At 67.5% G+C, this 16,952-nt stretch carries 17 protein-coding genes; 8 read left to right on the top strand and 9 right to left on the bottom strand.

Going from position 1 to position 16,952, the window contains the following annotated elements; genetic code table 11:
* The first annotated feature begins 60 nt into the window (after positions 1-60).
* Positions 61-1,014, top strand: coding sequence for a ribose-phosphate diphosphokinase (locus OG747_RS03165; RefSeq protein ID WP_405877543.1), 954 nt, complete (start codon positions 61-63; stop codon positions 1,012-1,014).
* A gap of 135 nt (positions 1,015-1,149) precedes the next feature.
* A complete protein-coding gene (gene tuf / locus OG747_RS03160) occupies positions 1,150-2,343 on the top strand; it encodes an elongation factor Tu (RefSeq protein ID WP_405877541.1) in 1,194 nt (397 codons plus the stop codon).
* 47 nt (positions 2,344-2,390) lie between these two features.
* Here tuf and OG747_RS03155 read toward each other — a convergent pair whose 3' ends face one another.
* On the bottom strand, positions 2,391-2,771 hold the full coding sequence (locus OG747_RS03155; RefSeq protein WP_405877539.1) for an anti-sigma factor antagonist: 381 nt from the start codon (positions 2,769-2,771) through the stop codon (positions 2,391-2,393).
* A 416-nt stretch (positions 2,772-3,187) separates the two neighbouring features.
* On the opposite strand from OG747_RS03155, the gene OG747_RS03150 reads away from it, so the two are divergent.
* Positions 3,188-3,412: a hypothetical protein gene (locus OG747_RS03150; RefSeq protein ID WP_405877537.1), complete on the top strand. Its 225-nt coding sequence runs from the start codon at positions 3,188-3,190 to the stop codon at positions 3,410-3,412.
* Positions 3,413-3,878: 466 nt separating this feature from the next.
* On the opposite strand, the gene OG747_RS03145 is transcribed toward OG747_RS03150, so the two are convergent.
* The 4 genes from OG747_RS03145 to OG747_RS03130 form a co-directional block, all read right to left on the bottom strand.
* The gene (locus tag OG747_RS03145; protein ID WP_405877535.1) at positions 3,879-4,001 is read right to left on the bottom strand and encodes a hypothetical protein; all 123 of its coding nucleotides are present in this window, start codon (positions 3,999-4,001) and stop codon (positions 3,879-3,881) included.
* Positions 4,002-4,060: 59 nt separating this feature from the next.
* A complete protein-coding gene (locus OG747_RS03140; protein WP_354733873.1) occupies positions 4,061-4,465 on the bottom strand; it encodes an FKBP-type peptidyl-prolyl cis-trans isomerase in 405 nt (134 codons plus the stop codon).
* 201 nt (positions 4,466-4,666) lie between these two features.
* The gene (locus tag OG747_RS03135) at positions 4,667-4,825 is read right to left on the bottom strand and encodes a hypothetical protein (RefSeq protein WP_405877533.1); all 159 of its coding nucleotides are present in this window, start codon (positions 4,823-4,825) and stop codon (positions 4,667-4,669) included.
* Positions 4,826-5,866: 1,041 nt separating this feature from the next.
* Positions 5,867-6,496 carry a TetR/AcrR family transcriptional regulator gene (locus tag OG747_RS03130; RefSeq protein ID WP_405877531.1) on the bottom strand — a complete coding sequence of 210 codons (630 nt, stop codon included), beginning with the start codon at positions 6,494-6,496 and terminating at the stop codon, positions 5,867-5,869.
* 70 nt (positions 6,497-6,566) lie between these two features.
* Between OG747_RS03130 and OG747_RS03125 the strand changes: the two genes are divergently transcribed.
* From OG747_RS03125 to OG747_RS03115, 3 genes are all read left to right on the top strand, one after another.
* A complete protein-coding gene (locus tag OG747_RS03125; RefSeq protein WP_405877529.1) occupies positions 6,567-7,436 on the top strand; it encodes a ketopantoate reductase family protein in 870 nt (289 codons plus the stop codon).
* A gap of 716 nt (positions 7,437-8,152) precedes the next feature.
* Positions 8,153-9,370 (top strand): IS110 family transposase, encoded by a 1,218-nt coding sequence (locus OG747_RS03120; protein WP_405885433.1) that lies wholly within the window; start codon positions 8,153-8,155, stop codon positions 9,368-9,370.
* Positions 9,371-9,454: 84 nt separating this feature from the next.
* A complete protein-coding gene (locus OG747_RS03115; protein ID WP_405877527.1) occupies positions 9,455-9,967 on the top strand; it encodes a hypothetical protein in 513 nt (170 codons plus the stop codon).
* Positions 9,968-10,439: 472 nt separating this feature from the next.
* Here the strand turns inward: OG747_RS03115 and OG747_RS03110 are convergent, their stop codons facing one another.
* Complete coding sequence (locus OG747_RS03110) at positions 10,440-11,252, bottom strand: hypothetical protein (RefSeq protein WP_405877525.1); 813 nt, start codon at positions 11,250-11,252, stop codon at positions 10,440-10,442.
* Between the two features lie 185 nt (positions 11,253-11,437).
* Here OG747_RS03110 and OG747_RS03105 point away from each other — a divergent pair, with 185 nt between their 5' ends.
* A complete protein-coding gene (locus tag OG747_RS03105) occupies positions 11,438-12,049 on the top strand; it encodes a hypothetical protein (RefSeq protein ID WP_405877523.1) in 612 nt (203 codons plus the stop codon).
* A gap of 161 nt (positions 12,050-12,210) precedes the next feature.
* Here OG747_RS03105 and OG747_RS03100 read toward each other — a convergent pair whose 3' ends face one another.
* Positions 12,211-12,633: a hypothetical protein gene (locus OG747_RS03100; protein WP_405877521.1), complete on the bottom strand. Its 423-nt coding sequence runs from the start codon at positions 12,631-12,633 to the stop codon at positions 12,211-12,213.
* The gene (locus OG747_RS03095; RefSeq protein WP_405886072.1) at positions 12,630-12,971 is read right to left on the bottom strand and encodes a hypothetical protein; all 342 of its coding nucleotides are present in this window, start codon (positions 12,969-12,971) and stop codon (positions 12,630-12,632) included. Before OG747_RS03095 ends, OG747_RS03100 begins: the two co-directional genes overlap by 4 nt.
* On the opposite strand from OG747_RS03095, the gene OG747_RS03090 reads away from it, so the two are divergent.
* Positions 12,877-15,771: a Tn3 family transposase gene (locus OG747_RS03090; RefSeq protein ID WP_405885432.1), complete on the top strand. Its 2,895-nt coding sequence runs from the start codon at positions 12,877-12,879 to the stop codon at positions 15,769-15,771. The genes OG747_RS03095 and OG747_RS03090 overlap by 95 nt on opposite strands.
* On the opposite strand, the gene OG747_RS03085 is transcribed toward OG747_RS03090, so the two are convergent.
* Positions 15,753-16,946: an MFS transporter gene (locus tag OG747_RS03085; protein ID WP_405877519.1), complete on the bottom strand. Its 1,194-nt coding sequence runs from the start codon at positions 16,944-16,946 to the stop codon at positions 15,753-15,755. The genes OG747_RS03090 and OG747_RS03085 overlap by 19 nt on opposite strands.
* Positions 16,947-16,952: the final 6 nt, after the last annotated feature.

The raw sequence follows: 16,952 nt of genomic DNA, 5'->3' as shown, positions 1-16,952 counted from the left end.
CATCCCGGGTCGATCATGCCAACCGGCGGCGCACCCGGATCGATCTTGCGAGGAGCGGTCGTGCGTGACATCGCCGTGTTCAGCGGTAGTGCCCATCCCGAGCTGGCGGCAGAGGTCTGCACCCATCTCGGCGTGCCCCTCAGCCCGACCCGGGTCAGCCGGTTCGCCAACGACTGCCTGGAGGTGCAGCTCCAGGCGAACTGCCGCGAGCGCGATGTCTTCCTCGTGCAGCCGCTGGTCACCCCGGTGCAGGAGCACCTTGTCGAACTGCTGATGATGTGCGACGCGGCACGGGGCGCCTCCGCCGGGCGGATCACCGTGGTCATGCCTCACTATTCGTATGCCCGTTCGGACAAGAAGGACATGCCGCGGATCTCCATGGGCGGGCGGCTGGTCGCGGACCTGCTGGTGGCGGCCGGGGCGAGCCGTGTGCTGGCGATGACGCTGCACTCTCCGCAGGTCCACGGGTTCTTCTCGGTGCCGGTCGACCATCTGCACGCCCTGCGGGAGCTCGCCGCGCACTTCCGCGGGTACGACCTGTCGCGTACGACGGTCGTGTCGCCGGACCTGGGCAACGCCAAGGAGGCCGCGGCCTTCGCGCGGCTGATCGGCGCCCAGGTGGCCGCCGGCGCCAAGCAGCGGTTCGCCGACGACCGGGTGAGCATCAGCTCCGTCATCGGTGAGATCACCGGGCGCGATGTCATCGTGCTGGACGACGAGATCGCCAAGGGCAGTACCGTCCTCGAACTCCTTGAACGGCTGCGGGAGTTGGGCCCTCGCTCGATCCGGGTCGCCTGCACCCACGGGCTGTTCGCGGCGGGCGCGCTCAAGCGGCTCAGCGAGCAGGAGGACATCCTGGAGATCGTGTGCACCAACACCGTGCCGGTGCCGGACGAGGAGCACACCGAGAAGCTGCGGATCCTGTCCATCGCCCCGGCCCTCGCGGAGGCCGTGCGCCGCATTCACAACGGTGAGTCCGTCAGCGCCCTGTTCGACGCGCCTCCGAGCGAATAAACAGGAAGAGCGACACTTCCTGACCTCGTTCGGCGCTCGGCCTGACCTCGTTCAGCGCTCGGCACATCGCTCGGCCCCAGCCAGGAAGCGGCGCAGCAACGCTCGGCGTCACCCAGGTGATCAGGAGGGCTTGCAGTGGCGAAGGCGAAATTCGAGCGGACCAAGCCGCATATCAACATCGGCACCATCGGGCACATCGACCACGGGAAGACAACACTCACGGCGGCCGTGACGAAGGTGCTGCACGACCGGTTTCCGGATCTGAACCCCTTCACACCGTTCGACCAGATCGACAAGGCTCCCGAGGAACGCCGGCGCGGCATCACCATCTCGATCGCCCATGTCGAGTACCAGACGGAGCACCGGCACTACGCGCACGTCGACTGCCCCGGGCACGCCGACTACATCAAGAACATGATCACGGGAGCCGCCCAGATGGACGGCGCCATCCTGGTCGTCGCCGCGACCGACGGCCCGATGCCGCAGACCAAGGAGCACGTCCTGCTCGCCCGGCAGGTCGGCGTCCCGTACATCGTCGTCGCGCTCAACAAGACGGACATGGTCGACGACGAGGAGATCCTCGAACTCGTCGAGCTGGAAGTGCGCGAACTGCTCACCGAGTACGAATTCCCCGGCGACGACGTCCCGGTCGTCCAGGTCTCCGCGCTCAAGGCCCTGGAGGGCGACCCGAAATGGAGCGCCTCCGTCCTCGAACTCCTCGCGGCCGTCGACGAGTTCGTGCCCGAGCCGGTGAGGGACGTCGACCGGCCCTTCCTGATGCCGGTCGAGGACGTCTTCACCATCACGGGCCGCGGCACGGTCGTCACCGGCCGGATCGAGCGCGGGGTGCTCAAGGTCAACAACGAGGTCGAGATCATCGGCATCCACGAGCGGAAGACCAGGACCACCGTCACCGGTATCGAGATGTTCCGCAAGCTCCTCGACGAGGGCCGGGCGGGCGAGAACGTCGGACTGCTGCTGCGCGGGGTCAGGCGTGACGACGTCGAGCGGGGCCAGGTCGTGATCAAGCCGGGCTCGGTCACCCCGCACACACAGTTCGAGGCGCGGGCGTACATCCTGTCGAAGGACGAGGGCGGTCGGCACACGCCGTTCTTCGACAACTACCGGCCGCAGTTCTACTTCCGTACGACGGACGTGACGGGTGTCGTGACCCTTCCCAGGGGCACGGAGATGGTCATGCCGGGCGACAACACCACCATGAACGTGCAGCTCATCCAGCCCATCGCCATGGAGGAAGGGCTGAAGTTCGCCATCCGGGAAGGCGGCAGGACGGTCGGGGCGGGGCAGGTCACCAAGATCCAGAAATAGCCATGGGGCGGTCGGCCGCGGTCATGTCGTGAGGAGGCCGGAAACGGTCATAACGTGCCCGACGTGGCCTCCGGCAGTCCCAGCGCCTCGTCGAGCGTCGCGGAGGGCGGCAGGAGGTGCGCCAGGCCGGTCACCTTGAGGACACGCAGCGTCAGCGGGTGGTCGCACACGAGGTGCAGTCGTCCGTCCCGGGCGAGGGTCCGGTTCCTGGCCCGGTGCAGCAGGCGCAGCCCCGAGCAGTCGAAGAACTCCACGGGCCGCAGGTCGATCACGATCTGCGGCTCCGGGCGCCCCGTGACCGCGTCCAGGTACGGCATGATCTCCAGTGCCGCGAGGATGTCGATCTCCCCGTGGAACTCCAGCACGGTGTGGCCCCGGTCCCGGCGGACGCGCAGATGCCGGGTCAGCGGTGCGGGGTCGTGTGTCACGACGGCATCGCCTCCAACCGGCTGCTGACCCGCTCCTGGCGGTAGGGCCGATAAATCCGGTCCCTGCTCTGAAAGTTACCCTCGATGGAGTGAATTCCAGCATGTTCGATTGGTATCTGAGACGCCGGTGTAGCAGCGATCATCCCTGACGGCAAACGTGCAGGTCGCAGCGTTAGAGCCCCGGAGTGATCCGGGGCTCTTGCTCTACCCGTGCTGAGTGTGTGCTGACCTGGAGGCACCTGCGATCACCCCAGGAAACCTGTCCCGTGCTGGGTTGGTGCTGATCTCCTTGTGTATTCCCGTCTCGGGCGTGGCGTTGCCGTGGTGGTCGACTGCTGCGTCTGTGTGTAGCGGAGCGTCATCGCAGACCCGCCACCGCAACGCGCATCCGGCGTCGGGAGAGTAGGTGCCGGTCCGTGAGTGCGAGGCTCGCGCCAATCACGGTGCGCCTCTGTGGCCCGGACGTGGCTGCTCACGCCATCTTCACTCGCTCGAAGCCGTTCGCGGAAACAAGCCTGCCCCTCCGTGACGTTCTCGATCTTCGAGCCGAGGAGGGGAAGGTGTCGGGCCTGAAACTGTTCCACACGACGCATCACGTCGAGTGCGTCGCGATCCTTGAGCCTGCCGGAAAGGGCTCCTGACCTGCGGTTCCGCGTGTGCGCATTATGTGCGGTATTGTCGTTATTGGCGATATCTTTACGATGAAATGACGTCGTGACGGTCATTTGACGCTCGTTATGATGCGGTGTCAGGCATGCTGCGCCGCTGGTCAGGCGATCTCAGACATAGCCCGGTGAAGCAGCATCGCCGAGATTCCTTGGCGCCAAGCGGCTTACTCACCCACTTAACGCAGGGCGCCCAGCAGGTTCTTGGTCTGCTGGTGGTACAGCAGTTACACCCAAGCTGACCAGCGGAAACAGTAGATGGTGCGGCTCTCTGGCGGGGGCTGGTCCGGAAATGGTCCGGATCTTGGTCCGTATCGGCTTGCGCAATGTGCTGCTGCTGGGCGGGGCCTTCTCGGACCGGCGCTGTGATCGGCAGTGCGACGAGCTGGATTCCGCCGGGGACCTCCTCCGATTGCCGAGCGCGGCCGCCGGGTTCAGACGTTCAGGCGGCGCCGGGCAGGCCGTTGAGGAAGTCGGTCGCCTTGTGGCCTTCGGCGGTCAATGAGTCGCAGCGGAACCGTTCGGACGCTGCGGAGGCGGAGGCAGGAGCGGCAGCGAGGAGCATGGCGGCGCCAACCCCGAGGGACGACGCAGCACGTCGTAGGGGAGGAGCGGCCAGGGTCATTAGGCGTTGCTCCACCCGGTTGTGCTGGAATACGAGTCCAGCAGGTCCACCACGAAGACCAGGGTCGAGCCCGCCGGGATCAACGGCGAGTGCGACTGATTGCCGTAACCGAGACGCGGGGGAACGATGATCTCGCGCCGACCGCCGACCTTCATCCCCCTCACTCCCCGGTCCCAGCCCTTGATGACCTTGCCACTGCCCAGGGCGAACTTGAACGGCTGGCCCCGGTCCCAGGAGGCATCGAACTCCTTCCCGGACTCGAAGGTCACCCCGACATAGTGGACCCTTACCACCATGCCCGGCTTCACCTCAGCCCCGTCCCCGACGACCAGGTCCCGGATGGTCAGCTCGGTAGGAGTGTCACCCTCCGGAACGTCGACCTCGGGCTTCGTCAGTTCACTCATTGCAGCCTCATCACTCTCCGTCGGAAGCCGTCGCACGGACCAGCCGGACACATGGACACTCCATGCGGCAGATGGTCACGCTACCGAGAATGCCGGCCCCCGGAGCACACCAGATCCAGCGGCCATACGTGATGATCTTTCGCACAGCCGATGAACGCGACCGCCACGCACAGGTTACGCAGTAATCGCCAGCAGGCGCAGCTAGGTGAAGGCGCTGGACGGGTCGCCAGCGGCGAGCAGGGCGGGCGGTGTCCGTTGCGGCGCGGGCCGGCGATCGGGGGTGGGCAGGGTTGCGTGGGCGAGGTCGGTGTCGCTGAGTTCGTGGTGGATCCCGATTTGGTAGAGCGTGCACTGGGTCACCGACAACTTGTGGCGGGGTCCGGTCGTGTGAGTGCGGGCCAGGCGTCGGGCTGTCTGCTCGGCCAGGGTGGCTCAGTCCTGGGCGAGGAGCGGCTGGCGGGCCTGGGCGGCGGTCAGCGCGATCGTCCCCGCCGCGTCCCAGGCGGTGGGGGCGGGCCGGGAAGCCGCGGTCAACTGGTGCACTTCGTGAACCGCGGGGGATGGTGATCGGTCGGCCACGGCCTTGGGGAATTTTGCGCTGGTCGAGGTCCTGCTCCGCTCCGCCGACATGTTTCCGATGACGCATCATGTGGAGTGCGTGGCGATTCTGGAGCCGGTGGCGAAGGCTTCCTGACCTGCGGTTTTGTGCGTGTGCTTTATGCGCGGTGTGGGCGTTACGGGCGATATCTTGACGCTGAAATGACGCTCGTGACGCTCATTTGACGCTCCTTCTGATGGGGTGTCAGGTTCATTGGTGGGCTGGTCGGGCCACTTGAAATGACGAGTGCCAAGGGTTTCTCCGACGGAACAAGACGTCAGTCACCGAGGAGATCTTCTTGACGTTGTCTACCTGGTGGCGCTGACCTGCGGTGATGCTGCTGGGAACGTCTCTGGCCTGGGCTGATCCGTCTTTCTGGGCCTTTCACGCTCGTGCCCGGTTACCCAGTCGATTCTCCCCACACGCTCCCCAGGGCCGCTCGTTCCCCCCAGATTCTCCCCAGATGGCGGCTCGTTGTAGGGGCATGGGATGGGATTGTTCCGTGTGCGGCGCGGGGAGCCCCCTTCACAGTCCGTTATCGATGTCGCCGTGCAATGGCCTGCCGCCCCGTGCCGAAGTTCGTTCGACGAGTCGAGCACGGGGCGGCGTAGCCCACCTCGGTCAAGCTGTGTTTGGCTGCGAGTCGGTCAGGTCATTCAGGACCGCGTTTACCACGGGCCAGCACATGTTCAATGTGTCGCGGTCTGGGGCGTGGGTGGGCACGCCGCCGACCAGCGCCTCACTGCCCTCGTCCACAGGGCGAACGCCGCCTGACCCGCGCCGCCAGCGTCTGTCTTGGGTCGTCAGGGCCGGATCGGTGGCGCACTCATCGCTGCCGTCAGGAACGTGATCGCCCATCGCCGGGCCGCCTCGCCCGCTACCGGGGACACGCAGCCAGGGGAGGGCTGCTGGTGGACCTGGAGGCGGTCGACGGCCGTCACGGCAAAGATCCCCCGCATCCGGAACCACAGCTCCTCCGGGGAAAGGCCGGGCAGTACGCGCGCGAAGGCTGCGAAGTAGCGCTCACGGACCGAGTCCTCGGCCGGGCCGGTCCAGCTGCGTGCCTCCTCGGCCGGGTCGCTGAGGATCGTCACGATCAGCCGGGACGTCCGGGCGCCGCCCTCGTAGCCGGCCGGCATCTCGTCGAACAGCGGCCCCGCGAATGCCTCCACCAGTTCGCTGACCGGTGGGTCGGGGGTCCGGGCGAGCAATTTGTCGAGCCCGGCGCACTGGGCAGCGGTGATGGGCTCGACCACGCGGCGGGCGACTGCCGCCATCAGCTCCGCCTTCGAGCCGAAGTGGTAGCCGACGGCGGCCAGGTTCGCTCCGGCGAGTTTGGTGATCGCGCGGACCGAGGTGCCGCGGTATCCGTGCTCGGCGAAGAGGTGCTCGGCCGCGTCGAGGATCTGGGTGCGGGTGTCTGGGGTCGCCACACGAGGGACTATACATATGTTTGAATGAAACGAACGTATGAATCAAGCGGACGTATGAAAGAGGATTGTCATGAAGCTGCTCGTGTACGGCGCCGGGGTTTGCGGCAGCCTGTTCGCCGCCCGCATGCACGAGGCCGGCCACGACGTCTCGCTCCTCGCCCGGGGCGAGCGCCTGACCGCCCTGCGCCGGCAGGGAGTGCAGCTCGCCGAGGAAGACGGCCCTGTCAGGCGGGTGCCGGTACCGGTGGTCGAGCACCCGGACGGCGGGTACGACCTGATCACCGTCTTCGTCCGCACCCACCAGGTGGATGCAGTGCTGGAATCACTCGCCGGTGTCCAAGGTGACGTGCTGTTCCTGCTCAACTGGGCAGCCGGCCCGGAGGCGCTGGGTGCGGTGATCGGCCACGAGCGGGTGCTGCTCGGCTTCCCCACGACTGGCGGCACGATGGACGGCGACGTGGTCCGCTACCGCAAGAGCAATTTCATCACCCGCCGGGTCGCGATGCCGATCGGCGAGCCCGGCGGCCGTACCACCCCGCGACTGGTACGGATCGTGGAGACGTTCCGTACCGCTGGGATCAACGCCAAGGCCGAGCCGCAGATGGATGCCTGGCTCAGGACGCACGCCGCGTTCGAGGTCCCGCTCGGTCAGGCGGTACACGCGGCGGGCGGCCCGGTAGTGCTGGCCGACGACCCGGGCGCGGTCCGCGGCATGCTCCACCTCATGCGGCAGAACCTCGCCGCGATGGAGACGCCGCCGGTACCTCGCGCGTTCGCCGCGTTGCGGGCTCTGCCGCAAGGGCTCCTTGTGGCCGTGCTCCGGCGCTTCCTGAAGAGCCCGACGGCCGTGCACAGCGGACTCAACGACCCCTCGCCTGCCACGGCGGCCGAACTCGAGCGGCTGGCCGAACAGCTCCGTGCCCCGGCGGGAGCCCGCTAAGCGTGTGTAGGGGGAGGCCGTGATGGTCCAGGTGGGACGGTCGATGCTGGGGCCGGCCCAGTAGGTCCAGGTGGCGAGGGTGCTGTGGGGGTTCTGGGCGGCGAAGGCGTCGAATTGGACCCCCGCGTCCTGGGGCGAGTTCGTCCAGCGGATCCAGCGTCCGTCGACGGTGTGCCTCCAGCCGGCGTCCGTGAGGGGTTGGGTGGCGGTGGTGACGGTCTTGTCGGTGATGGGGCTGCCGATGGCGGTGTCCCAACCTTTGCCGTCGGCGAGATGGTTCAGCAGCGTCTGGAGCACGGGGGGCGGGGGAGGAACCGGTCGCGGTGAGGTGCCACATGCGGTCGGAGACGGGCGTCTCGTATCCGGCCACGGTCCAGGCGGTTTCGCGGGGGTGGCCTTCGTGTACGCGCTCGATGCGCACGGTTTGTGATTCGTGGATGGCGTGGGTGGTGTCTTCGGTCCAGGTGCGTTCCCTAATAGGACCTACCGAGGCTCCATCCGGCAGACTCGGCGCCTGGTAGCCGCCGGCAGGTGAGCACTCTTTGTTCCCTGGACACCGAGTCCTGTTGACAGATCGTGCCCCTGCCGGTCGGCCAGGAGCGAAATCGCTGATGGGATGTCGTGCCCGCCCGGTTGCGGCGTGAGCACAGCCTTATTAGGTCGCTGTTGGTTCTCCTGCGGGCTACTGCCGATCGAGGTCGATGACGGAGGACGAGTTGCTGTTCGTTGGGGATGACTGGGCCCAGGACCACCACGACGTCGAGTTGATGGACGCCGCGGGCCGTCGGCTGTCCAAGGCTCGGCTGCCGGAGGGCGTGGCGGGAATCGAACGGTTGCACGCGATGATCGGTGCGGAGCTCGACGAAGACAGCAAGGCCGAAGTCGTGATCGGGATCGAGACCGATCGGGGCCCGTGGGTGCAGGCGCTGATCACCGCTGGCTACACGGTGTACGCGGTCAATCCACTGCAGGCCTCCCGGTACCGGGAACGCCTGGCGGTATCGGGGGCCAAGAGTGACGCGGCCGATGCGCACATGCTCGCTGACATGGTGCGTACCGATTCCCACCAGCTCCGCCCGATCTCCGGGGACAGCGCCGACGCCGAAGCGGTCAAGGTCGTGACGCGTGCCCATAAGACCCTGATCTGGGAACGCACCCGCACCACGCAGCGGCTGCGGCACGCCCTGCTCGACTACTTCCCCGCCGCCCTGCTGGCGTTCGACGACCTGGACGCCCCAGACACCCTGGAACTACTGGCCAAGGCACCTGATCCGGTGGCCGCGGCGAAGCTGACGGCCACACAGATCGGCGCGGCCCTCAAGTGTGCCCGCCGACGCAACATCCCCGACAAGACCTCTCAGATCCAAGCCGTACTGCGCGCCAAGCACCTGAGTCAGCCCCCCGCTGTGACTGCGGCCTACGCTGTCTCCGTACGCGCGCTCGTCGCGATGCTGATCACTCTGAACGAGCAGGTCGAGTTCCTGCGCGGGCAGGTCGAGGCCTATTTTGGCCGGCATCCAGACGCTGAGATCATCCGCTCCCAGCCCGGACTGGGAGCGATACTCAGCGCCCGGGTACTCGCGGAATTCGGCGACGACCCTCACCGTTACGCCAGCGCCAAGGCCCGCAAGAACTACGCCGGCACCAGCCCGATCACCCGCGCCTCCGGCAAGAAGAAGGTCGTGACCGCGCGGTTCGTTCGCAACGACCGGCTCATCGATGCCCTGATCGCCCAAGCCTTCTCCGCGCTGCGGGTCTCCTCCGGCGCCAGGGCCTACTACGAGCAGCAACGCGCCCGCGGCATCGAATTCAACGCCGCCCTACGTCAACTCGCCAACCGGCTCGTTGGCATCCTGCACGGCTGCCTGAAAACCGGCACACCGTATGACGAGGCGACAGCTTGGCCTCACCGAGCCCACGCACTCGCCGCTTGACACTCCAGATCAGCTGAGACCGCGTCCACCGCCAGCACTAAAATAGCTCGTCGCGGGCACCAGGGGTTCGGCAGGATGTCGAGCATGGATCGGGTGTTCGCAATCGCGTGGCAGTACGTCGTCGGTCTTGTCTCGCCCGAGGATCTGCCGATGGAGGCGGCTCAGTTGCTGGCCGTCGGCTTGGATTCTCCCGCACTGCGTGACCTGGCGGGACGTTCCCGACGCGACGACACCGCCGAGTTCAGAGGACTGTTCCAGCAAGCCGTAGGCGAGCTCGGCACTGCCATCCCCGACGAGGAGACCGCCGAACGCTGCCTTCTCCATTACCTGGCAGGCCAACTGGCAGCCGGCGCCATGACGCCCGGAGAGGTGGCAGCCAGGGTCTGGCAGGGCCTGACAGCAGCGCAAACCGGTCCCGAACGCGCATTTCTTCAGGCCGTGGGCGACGAGTACCACGTCGACTTCATCGCGGGCGAGCAACCTGACGCCTTCCACGCTTGGGAGACCGCGCTCCGCTCGGCAGCGGAGCGGCTCAACCAGACAACCTCCGCCGAAGTCGGCGCCCTCCACGAAAGATCACGCTCGGCAGCAGACTGACCACAGCCAAGACGGCGGGACCCGTTCCCGGACCCCCTGGTCCCGCCGGCCCCACGCACTCGCTGTTTGACAGGCCAGCTCATGGGATGTCTGTCAAGTTCTGCGTGTTGAGCTGCTGTTGGACTGCACCGCTGGCCCATGGCTTTGGCAGCGGTTCGTGGCCCACTTGGCAATCAGGGCTGGACCCAACGGTGTTGACGGCAAGGTGATGTGGGGGAGTTTTGGCCCCACCGTCCTTGTTGCGGTCGGAGCATCGATGTGATCTCCGGCGGGAGGAGGCGTCGATGCGGCCGAAGTCCAAGGTCGATCTCTTGAGCGCGAGACCCCTCAGCCGCGACCAGGCGCGGCCTCATTCCGCACAGCAGGCCCCAGAGGTGCCCGTGCCAGGTGAACCGTCTCGTCCGCAGGGCCCGCTCGAACGCCGCGTCGTGGGCCGGCTCGTACTCGATGCATGCCGGCTCGGTGTTGCGCGTCAGCGGTGGTCGACGTAGGCGACGAGTCCGCCGACGGTCAGACCCACTGCGCATCCGTGGCGGAAGTATTGGTGGCGCATGCGCGGGGTGTACTGCGCGTCGGTCATCGCGTACGGTGCGCGGACCCCCAGTTCCACGCCGCACAGGCACACGACGTATCCGTGACGCAGGGCGGCGGCCTCCCACTCGGGGTCGTGCGGGACCCAGGTCCGGGAGTAGATCTCACCGTCGGGCGTCCGCAGTTCCAGCCTGGAGTAGGTGTCTCCGAAGTGCTGCCACGGTCCTGGCTGGTCATCGGGTATCTCGTGCAGTTCCCATCCGGGGATCGAGCGCAGGTCGGCGTAGCCGGGCGGCCTGCGTTTCATGCCGAAGTAGACCTCGTCGGGGTCGCGTCGCGGTGGTTCAGGCATGCGCAGCTCGTCGAATATGGTGGGCCGCTTCTTGTCGAGGCAGACGCCGTCATCGTCGGATCGCGGCGGGTCGGGCAGGCTCAGGTCGGAGAATTCAGGCGGTAGGCGCTGCATGCCGAACAGGATGGCGCCTTCGATCTGCGGTTCCTTGGGTACCTCGTCGATCGAGGCGGCCTGCGGCACCATGTACTGGATGCCATAGCCGCCCACGCTCGCGGCACGCCTGAACTCGAAGAGGGCAGCGGGCATGTGACGTGTCTGCGCGTGATCGAGGGTGACTGTGCCTTCCGCGGTCTCCAGACCCATCAGGACGCCCCCGAGCAGCAGCGCGGGGTCGTCGCAGAACAGGATCTGCCCGAGGTCGTCGACCTCTTCGTACTGACCGTACTGACGCCTGCTCATCTCCTTCACCTCTCCGGTTGGTTACCGTTCCGCGTCCGCGAAGCAGACGACTGGATGTTGAACCATCCTATTGAAGGATCGTTGAACAATCCATACATTGGAACGCGTGCACCACCAGGCCGGCGGTTTCATCGAGAACAGGGGTGAGGGTGAGCGCGGAGGAAGCAAGCCAAGGGCGGACAGGCGTGGGTCGGCGGGTGCTGGTGGGCGCCGCAAGCACCGGCGCAGCGTTGGCGCTGTGGGCGATCGTGCGTCTGATCGGGTGCACAGCCTTCGTCGCGCACGCCCCGTGGATCGACGCGCTGTGCGCGCTGGCGATCCTCCTCGGCTGCGTGTTCCTGTGCACGTGCTGGTACTTGGACCTCCGGTGGCTGCTGTGTGCGGTGTGCCTCTTCGGGGTGCTGTTCCTGCAGAACCTGGAGCTGGATCAGCAGGCACTGCACCAGCACGGGCGTACCGAACACGTCAGGGTCCGACAGATTCAGTGGTCCGCGGGCGACGGCGCGGGTGCGAGCGTCCACCGCTACACAGTCACCGTCATCGACGGCCCACCGCTGGCTCCGATCGAGGAGAACGGGCTCATGGGCTGGAAGTGGGCGGTAGGCGGCACTTACACGGTGACCGTCGATCCGCAGGGCCGTGCCCCGCTCAGGCGAGGGGACAAGCCCGGGCCTCCGGTAATCCAGCAGTTCCTGCAGATCCCACTCGTCCTCGGCCTGGCCTTCGCCCTGTGGCGGCCCGCAGGCCGACTCCTGCGCCGACAAGGTGTCCCGTCAGCCGGCCCCGCCCAGCCATAGGGGCTGTGATCGAGCGGCGCCCGGGCGCCGACGATCGCACCTGCTCTGGTCCCGGGAGTGTGGATGGTCGGCGACGGCCGCCATCGGACCGAACCACAAGATCAGCAACTGGCGGCTTTTGAGCTTACCTCGGCGATCCCCCAGTGGGCCCTTGAACGCAATCACGGGATCCGGTCGGGGCGAGGCTGGGACGGCAATGCCTTGACGGCGGCTCCGGGTTGGGACAGCGCACCACGCAGTTGCCGGTTCTCCACGGTCAACTGGTTGACAGCGCGTACGAGGTGGTCGACGTCGGTGCGCAGCTGGACCAGCTCCGTGGCGTCCTGCTGGCGGAGTTCCTTCAGTTTGACGATCTGCTTGCGCAGGCGGATCTCGGAGTCCGGGATCTGTCCGCGGGCCCTGACCTGCGCGTGGAAGTCGTTCTTGAGGTCGGGGTGGCGCTGGGTCAGTGCGTTGCGGGGTACGCCGGCTTCCAGGGCCAGGGCGACGACCGTCAGAGCGCCGTTGGAGTGCTGCGGCGTTCCTTGCAGGATGCGGTCCATGGCCGTGCGGATACGGTCGCGTTCGTCGGGTGCAGGGCTCATGCGGTTCCGTCCTGGAGGGTGACGCGGGTGCGGTGGTGGGCGTCGGCGAGGTTGCGCAGGCGCTCGGCGTTGCCGCGCAGCCGCTCGCCGAGCGGGCCGGGCACGTGGGCTGCCCGCTGATCGAGCACGGTGGCGCGGCGTAGGAGGCTGGCGGCGTGCTGATCGGTGCGGGCGATGTTCGCGCAGGTGGCCGCGAGCCGTACGGCGGAGCGGCAGCGCACCGCGGTACGCCAGCGGACGGGGTTGTCGTACGACAAGGCGAAGGCCCGGAAGATCGCCGAGGCGGTGATGCGGAGCGAGGCCGTGTCGAAGAACCGCCCGGCGGACCTGATCAACATCGCGCTGGAGAAGGTCGTCGAGGCCGGCCTGGAGCTGCCGGGCTTCACCACGCTGGACGCGCTCGCGGCGAAGGTTCGTACCGAGGTGAACGCCTCGATCTGCATGGGCATCTACGACCAGCTCAGCGAGGCCCACCGGGAGCGGCTGCTGGCTTTGCTGTCGGAGAAGGACGAGTCCGGCACCACGAAGTTCAACAGGCTGAAGCAGTCGGCGAAGGCCCCAACGTGGTCGCACTTCCGTGGCCAGGCCGAGCACCTGGGGTGGGTGGACGAGCTGGGCGAGACCGGGGTGTGGCTGTCCGGCGTCGCCTCGGGGAAGATCACGGACTTCGCCGGGAAGGCGGACGCCGCGGACGCGCCGGGGCTTCGGGACTACAACCTGGTGAAGCGGCTCGCGCTGCTGGTGTGCCTCGTGCACAAGGCGCGGATGCGGGCCCGGGACGACCTGACCACGATGTTCTGCAAGCGGATCGCGTTGCAGGTCAAGCGGGCCAAGGCAGAGCTGGAGAGTATCCGGGAGCAACAGCGGGCCATCGTCGAGGCGCTGATCGGAAACTATCGCACCATGCTCCAGCACATCGACGCCGGCGGCCCCGTACAGGCCGCGCGGGAGAAGGCGGCCACGCTGACGGCGGAGATCCTGGCGGTGGTCGGGGAACTCGATCAGGACGCGGATGCCGACGCCGTGGCCGCACGGTTCGGCGGCCAGCTCGCGCCCGGCCTGCACACGATGGCGAAGGCTCTGCGGGTGCAGGCTGGCGCCCTGGGGGTGCCCGCGGCGGCGGTGGACGACTTCGGAGGGTTCGAGGGGCAGTACGAGCAGATCGAGAAGGTCGCCGCCCACCACGGCAACTACTGGGAGGTGCTGCTGTACGGACACCTGCTCAAGGACCGCTCCACGATGTACGACCTGACCACCCGCCTGGAGCTGACGGCCACCTCGGAGGACAACCGCGTCCTGGACGCGCTCGCGCACGCCCGCCGGTACAAGACCTCCCGCGACTACATCCCGGAACGGCACGAGGACGGCCGCCCGGTCGACATCTCCTTCGCCACACTGAACTGGCAGAAGGCCATCCGGGACAAGAACCGGCCAGGCGCCTTCGTCCGCAAGCACTTCGAGGCGATGGTCTTCGCCGCGCTCGCCGGGGAACTCAGGACCGGCGACGTCGCGGTGGCCGGCTCCGAGGAGTACGCGGACTGGAGCGAGCAGCTCCTGCCGTGGGAGGACGTCGAGGTAAAGCTGGGCGACTACCTGGTGGAGGTCGGCCTCGCCGAGCCCGGCGACGATGCGCCGTACGACGCGGTGTCGTTCCGCCGGCAGCTGGAGGACAAGCTCACCGCGGCCGCCGCGACGGCCGATGCCGGCTACCCGGACAACGAGGGCCTGGTCATCGCCCCCGAGACCGGCATTCCCTCTCTCAAGGCCCACCGTTCCGAGGGCCAGCGGGCCTCAGCGAAGGCACTGGAGCAGGAGATCAAGGCCCGGATGCCGGAGCGCTCCCTGATCGGGATCATCTCCCGCACGGCGTACTGGGTGGAGTGGTGGCGCCGCTTCGGCCCCGCCTCCGGCAACGAGCCGAAGCTGAAGGACCCCTTCGGCCGGTACGTGATCACCACGTTCGTGAAGGGCACCAACATGGGCCCCTACGAGGCCGCCCGCCACATCCCCGGCGTGAGCGGGCACGAGCTGTCGCTGGCCGCGAACCGGCACTTCTCCATCCCGACGCTCAACGAGGCGATCGCCGACCTGGTCAACGCGCACGCCCGACTCGACATCTCCCAGGCATGGGGCGACGGCTCCACGGTCGCCGCGGACGGCACCCACATGGACACCTACCTCAACAACCTGCTCTCCGAGACGTCCGTGCGGTACGGCAAGCCGGGCGGCATCGCCTACCACCACATCTCGGACACGTACATCGCGCTGTTCACACACTTCATCCCGTGCGGCGTGTGGGAGGCCGTCTACATCATCGAGGGCCTGCTCAAGAACACCTCCGAGCGGAAGCCGACCACCGGGCACGCCGACACCCAGGGTCAGTCCTTCCCGGTCTTCGCGCTCGCCCACCTGCTGGGCTTCGATCTGATGCCCCGCATCAGGAACTGGAAGGACCTCACCTTCTACCGGCCCACCAAGCAGACCGAGTACGTCCACATCGACGCGCTGTTCGGCGAGAGCGGCCGCAACGTCATCGACTTCGACCTGATCGAGTCCCAGTTCCGGCACCTGATGCGGGTAGCGATCTCGGTGCGCGAGGGAGCCATCTCCTCCACTCTGCTGCTGCGGCGCCTGCGCGCGGGCTCCCGCAAGAACGCCACCTACACCGCCTTCCGCGAGGTCGGCCGCGTCATCCGCACCGTCCAGCTGCTGCGCTACCTCTCCGACGCCCCGCTGCGCCGACGGGTGACCGCGGCCACGAACAAGGTCGAGGCGTTCAACGGCTTCTCCCAGTGGATCGGCTTCGGCAACGGCGGCGTCATCACCGACAACGACCCCGTCGAGCAGGAGAAGACCGCGAAATTCAATGCGCTGCTCACGAACGCGGTCATCTTCCACAACGCCCTGGACATCGCCGAGATCGTCCGTCAGCTCCAAGGAGAGGGCGACGTCGTCGACCCCGAGGACCTGGCCCACATCTCGCCGTACCTGACCGAGCACATCCGCCGCTTCGGCGAATACTCCACCCACGAACTCGGCATCCAGCCCGAGGCGTACGACCCGCACCTCGACGTCGACTTCAGCCCGCTACGCGGCGACGACCGGGCCGGAGCCGACGGCTACGGACAGGCAGCCTGATCCCGAGCGAGCGTCGCGTCCCGTTCACGGCCGTCGTCGGCGGTGCGGATCCAGGCAGGATGCAGGGCCGCGAGGATCAGACACGCAAAGGACATGGCGCACCACAACCCGAGAGTTCCAGCATGCTCAAGCAGCTGTGTGCCGATGAGCGGGGCGACAATCCCGCCGATGCCCCAGCTTGTGCCGTAGACCGCCAGGTATCGCCCCTTCCCTCCGGCGGGGGCCATGCCGGCAACGAGTGCGTACGCGCGGCCCACGAGGAGCAGGTCGCCCACGCTCCACACGATGGTTGCCGCGATGTAGGCGACCAGGCCGTGAGCGAGAGCGTATCCGGCAAGCCCAAGCGCCAGCAGGAGATAGCCGCCGGCGAAGGCGGCAGGTGCCGGGAGTGTGGCGAGTCGTTTGAGCCGCAACAGTGGCTGCCCGGCGGTGATGGTGAGGGCGGACGTGGTGAACAGCAGCCCGGCGTCGGCCGGTTGCAGTCCGCGGAGTTCCAGGGACAGCGGCAGCGCGATCATGATCTGGAGGTAGACCACCGCGAACAGCGTCCCTGCCGCGAGCATCACGAGCAACGAGCGATCTCGCCAGGGGGCGACGGTGACCGCCTGCTCTGTTGCCGCTGCCGCGGAGGGGCGGTCCGCGGGCAGGACCAGGTGCACGGTCAGCGCGCAGAGCAGGCAGGTGAGGGCATCGACCACGAAGAGCCACCGCAGGTCCCAGCGCCCCAGCCCGGCCGCCAGAAGGCCCGCACCCATGCCCGCTACTGCCAGGGCCGCGTTCAGCAGACCGTAGACGCGGACCTGCTCACCCGGCGCCACGACATCCGCGATCATCGCCTGGCTGGGCGGCTCGTAGATTTCGAAGGCCAACCCCATCAGCACCGCGAAGCAGGCCGCCGGCACCAGCTCATTGGACGAGGCGATGCCCAGTTGCGCCACCGCGCACGCGGTCAGCCCGACCACGATCGTGCGCCGTCGGCCGATACGGTCGGCCAGGCGACCGCCGACCAGGCGCGAGGGAATCGTGGCGAGCCCGAAGGCGGCGCTGATGTACCCGGCGACGACGGTGCTGGCACCGAAACTCGTCGTGATCAGCACGGTGAGGAACGGCAGGGAGAACGCCCCCAGCCGGTTCACCGCCCGCGCCACAATCAGCAACCGCACCGCGCGCGGCAAGTGCTT

The sequence above is a fragment of the Streptomyces sp. NBC_01384 genome (assembly GCF_045040035.1).
Taxonomy (GTDB): Bacteria; Actinomycetota; Actinomycetes; order Streptomycetales; family Streptomycetaceae; genus Streptomyces.
This window is presented reverse-complemented; position numbering and strand designations above follow the sequence as displayed.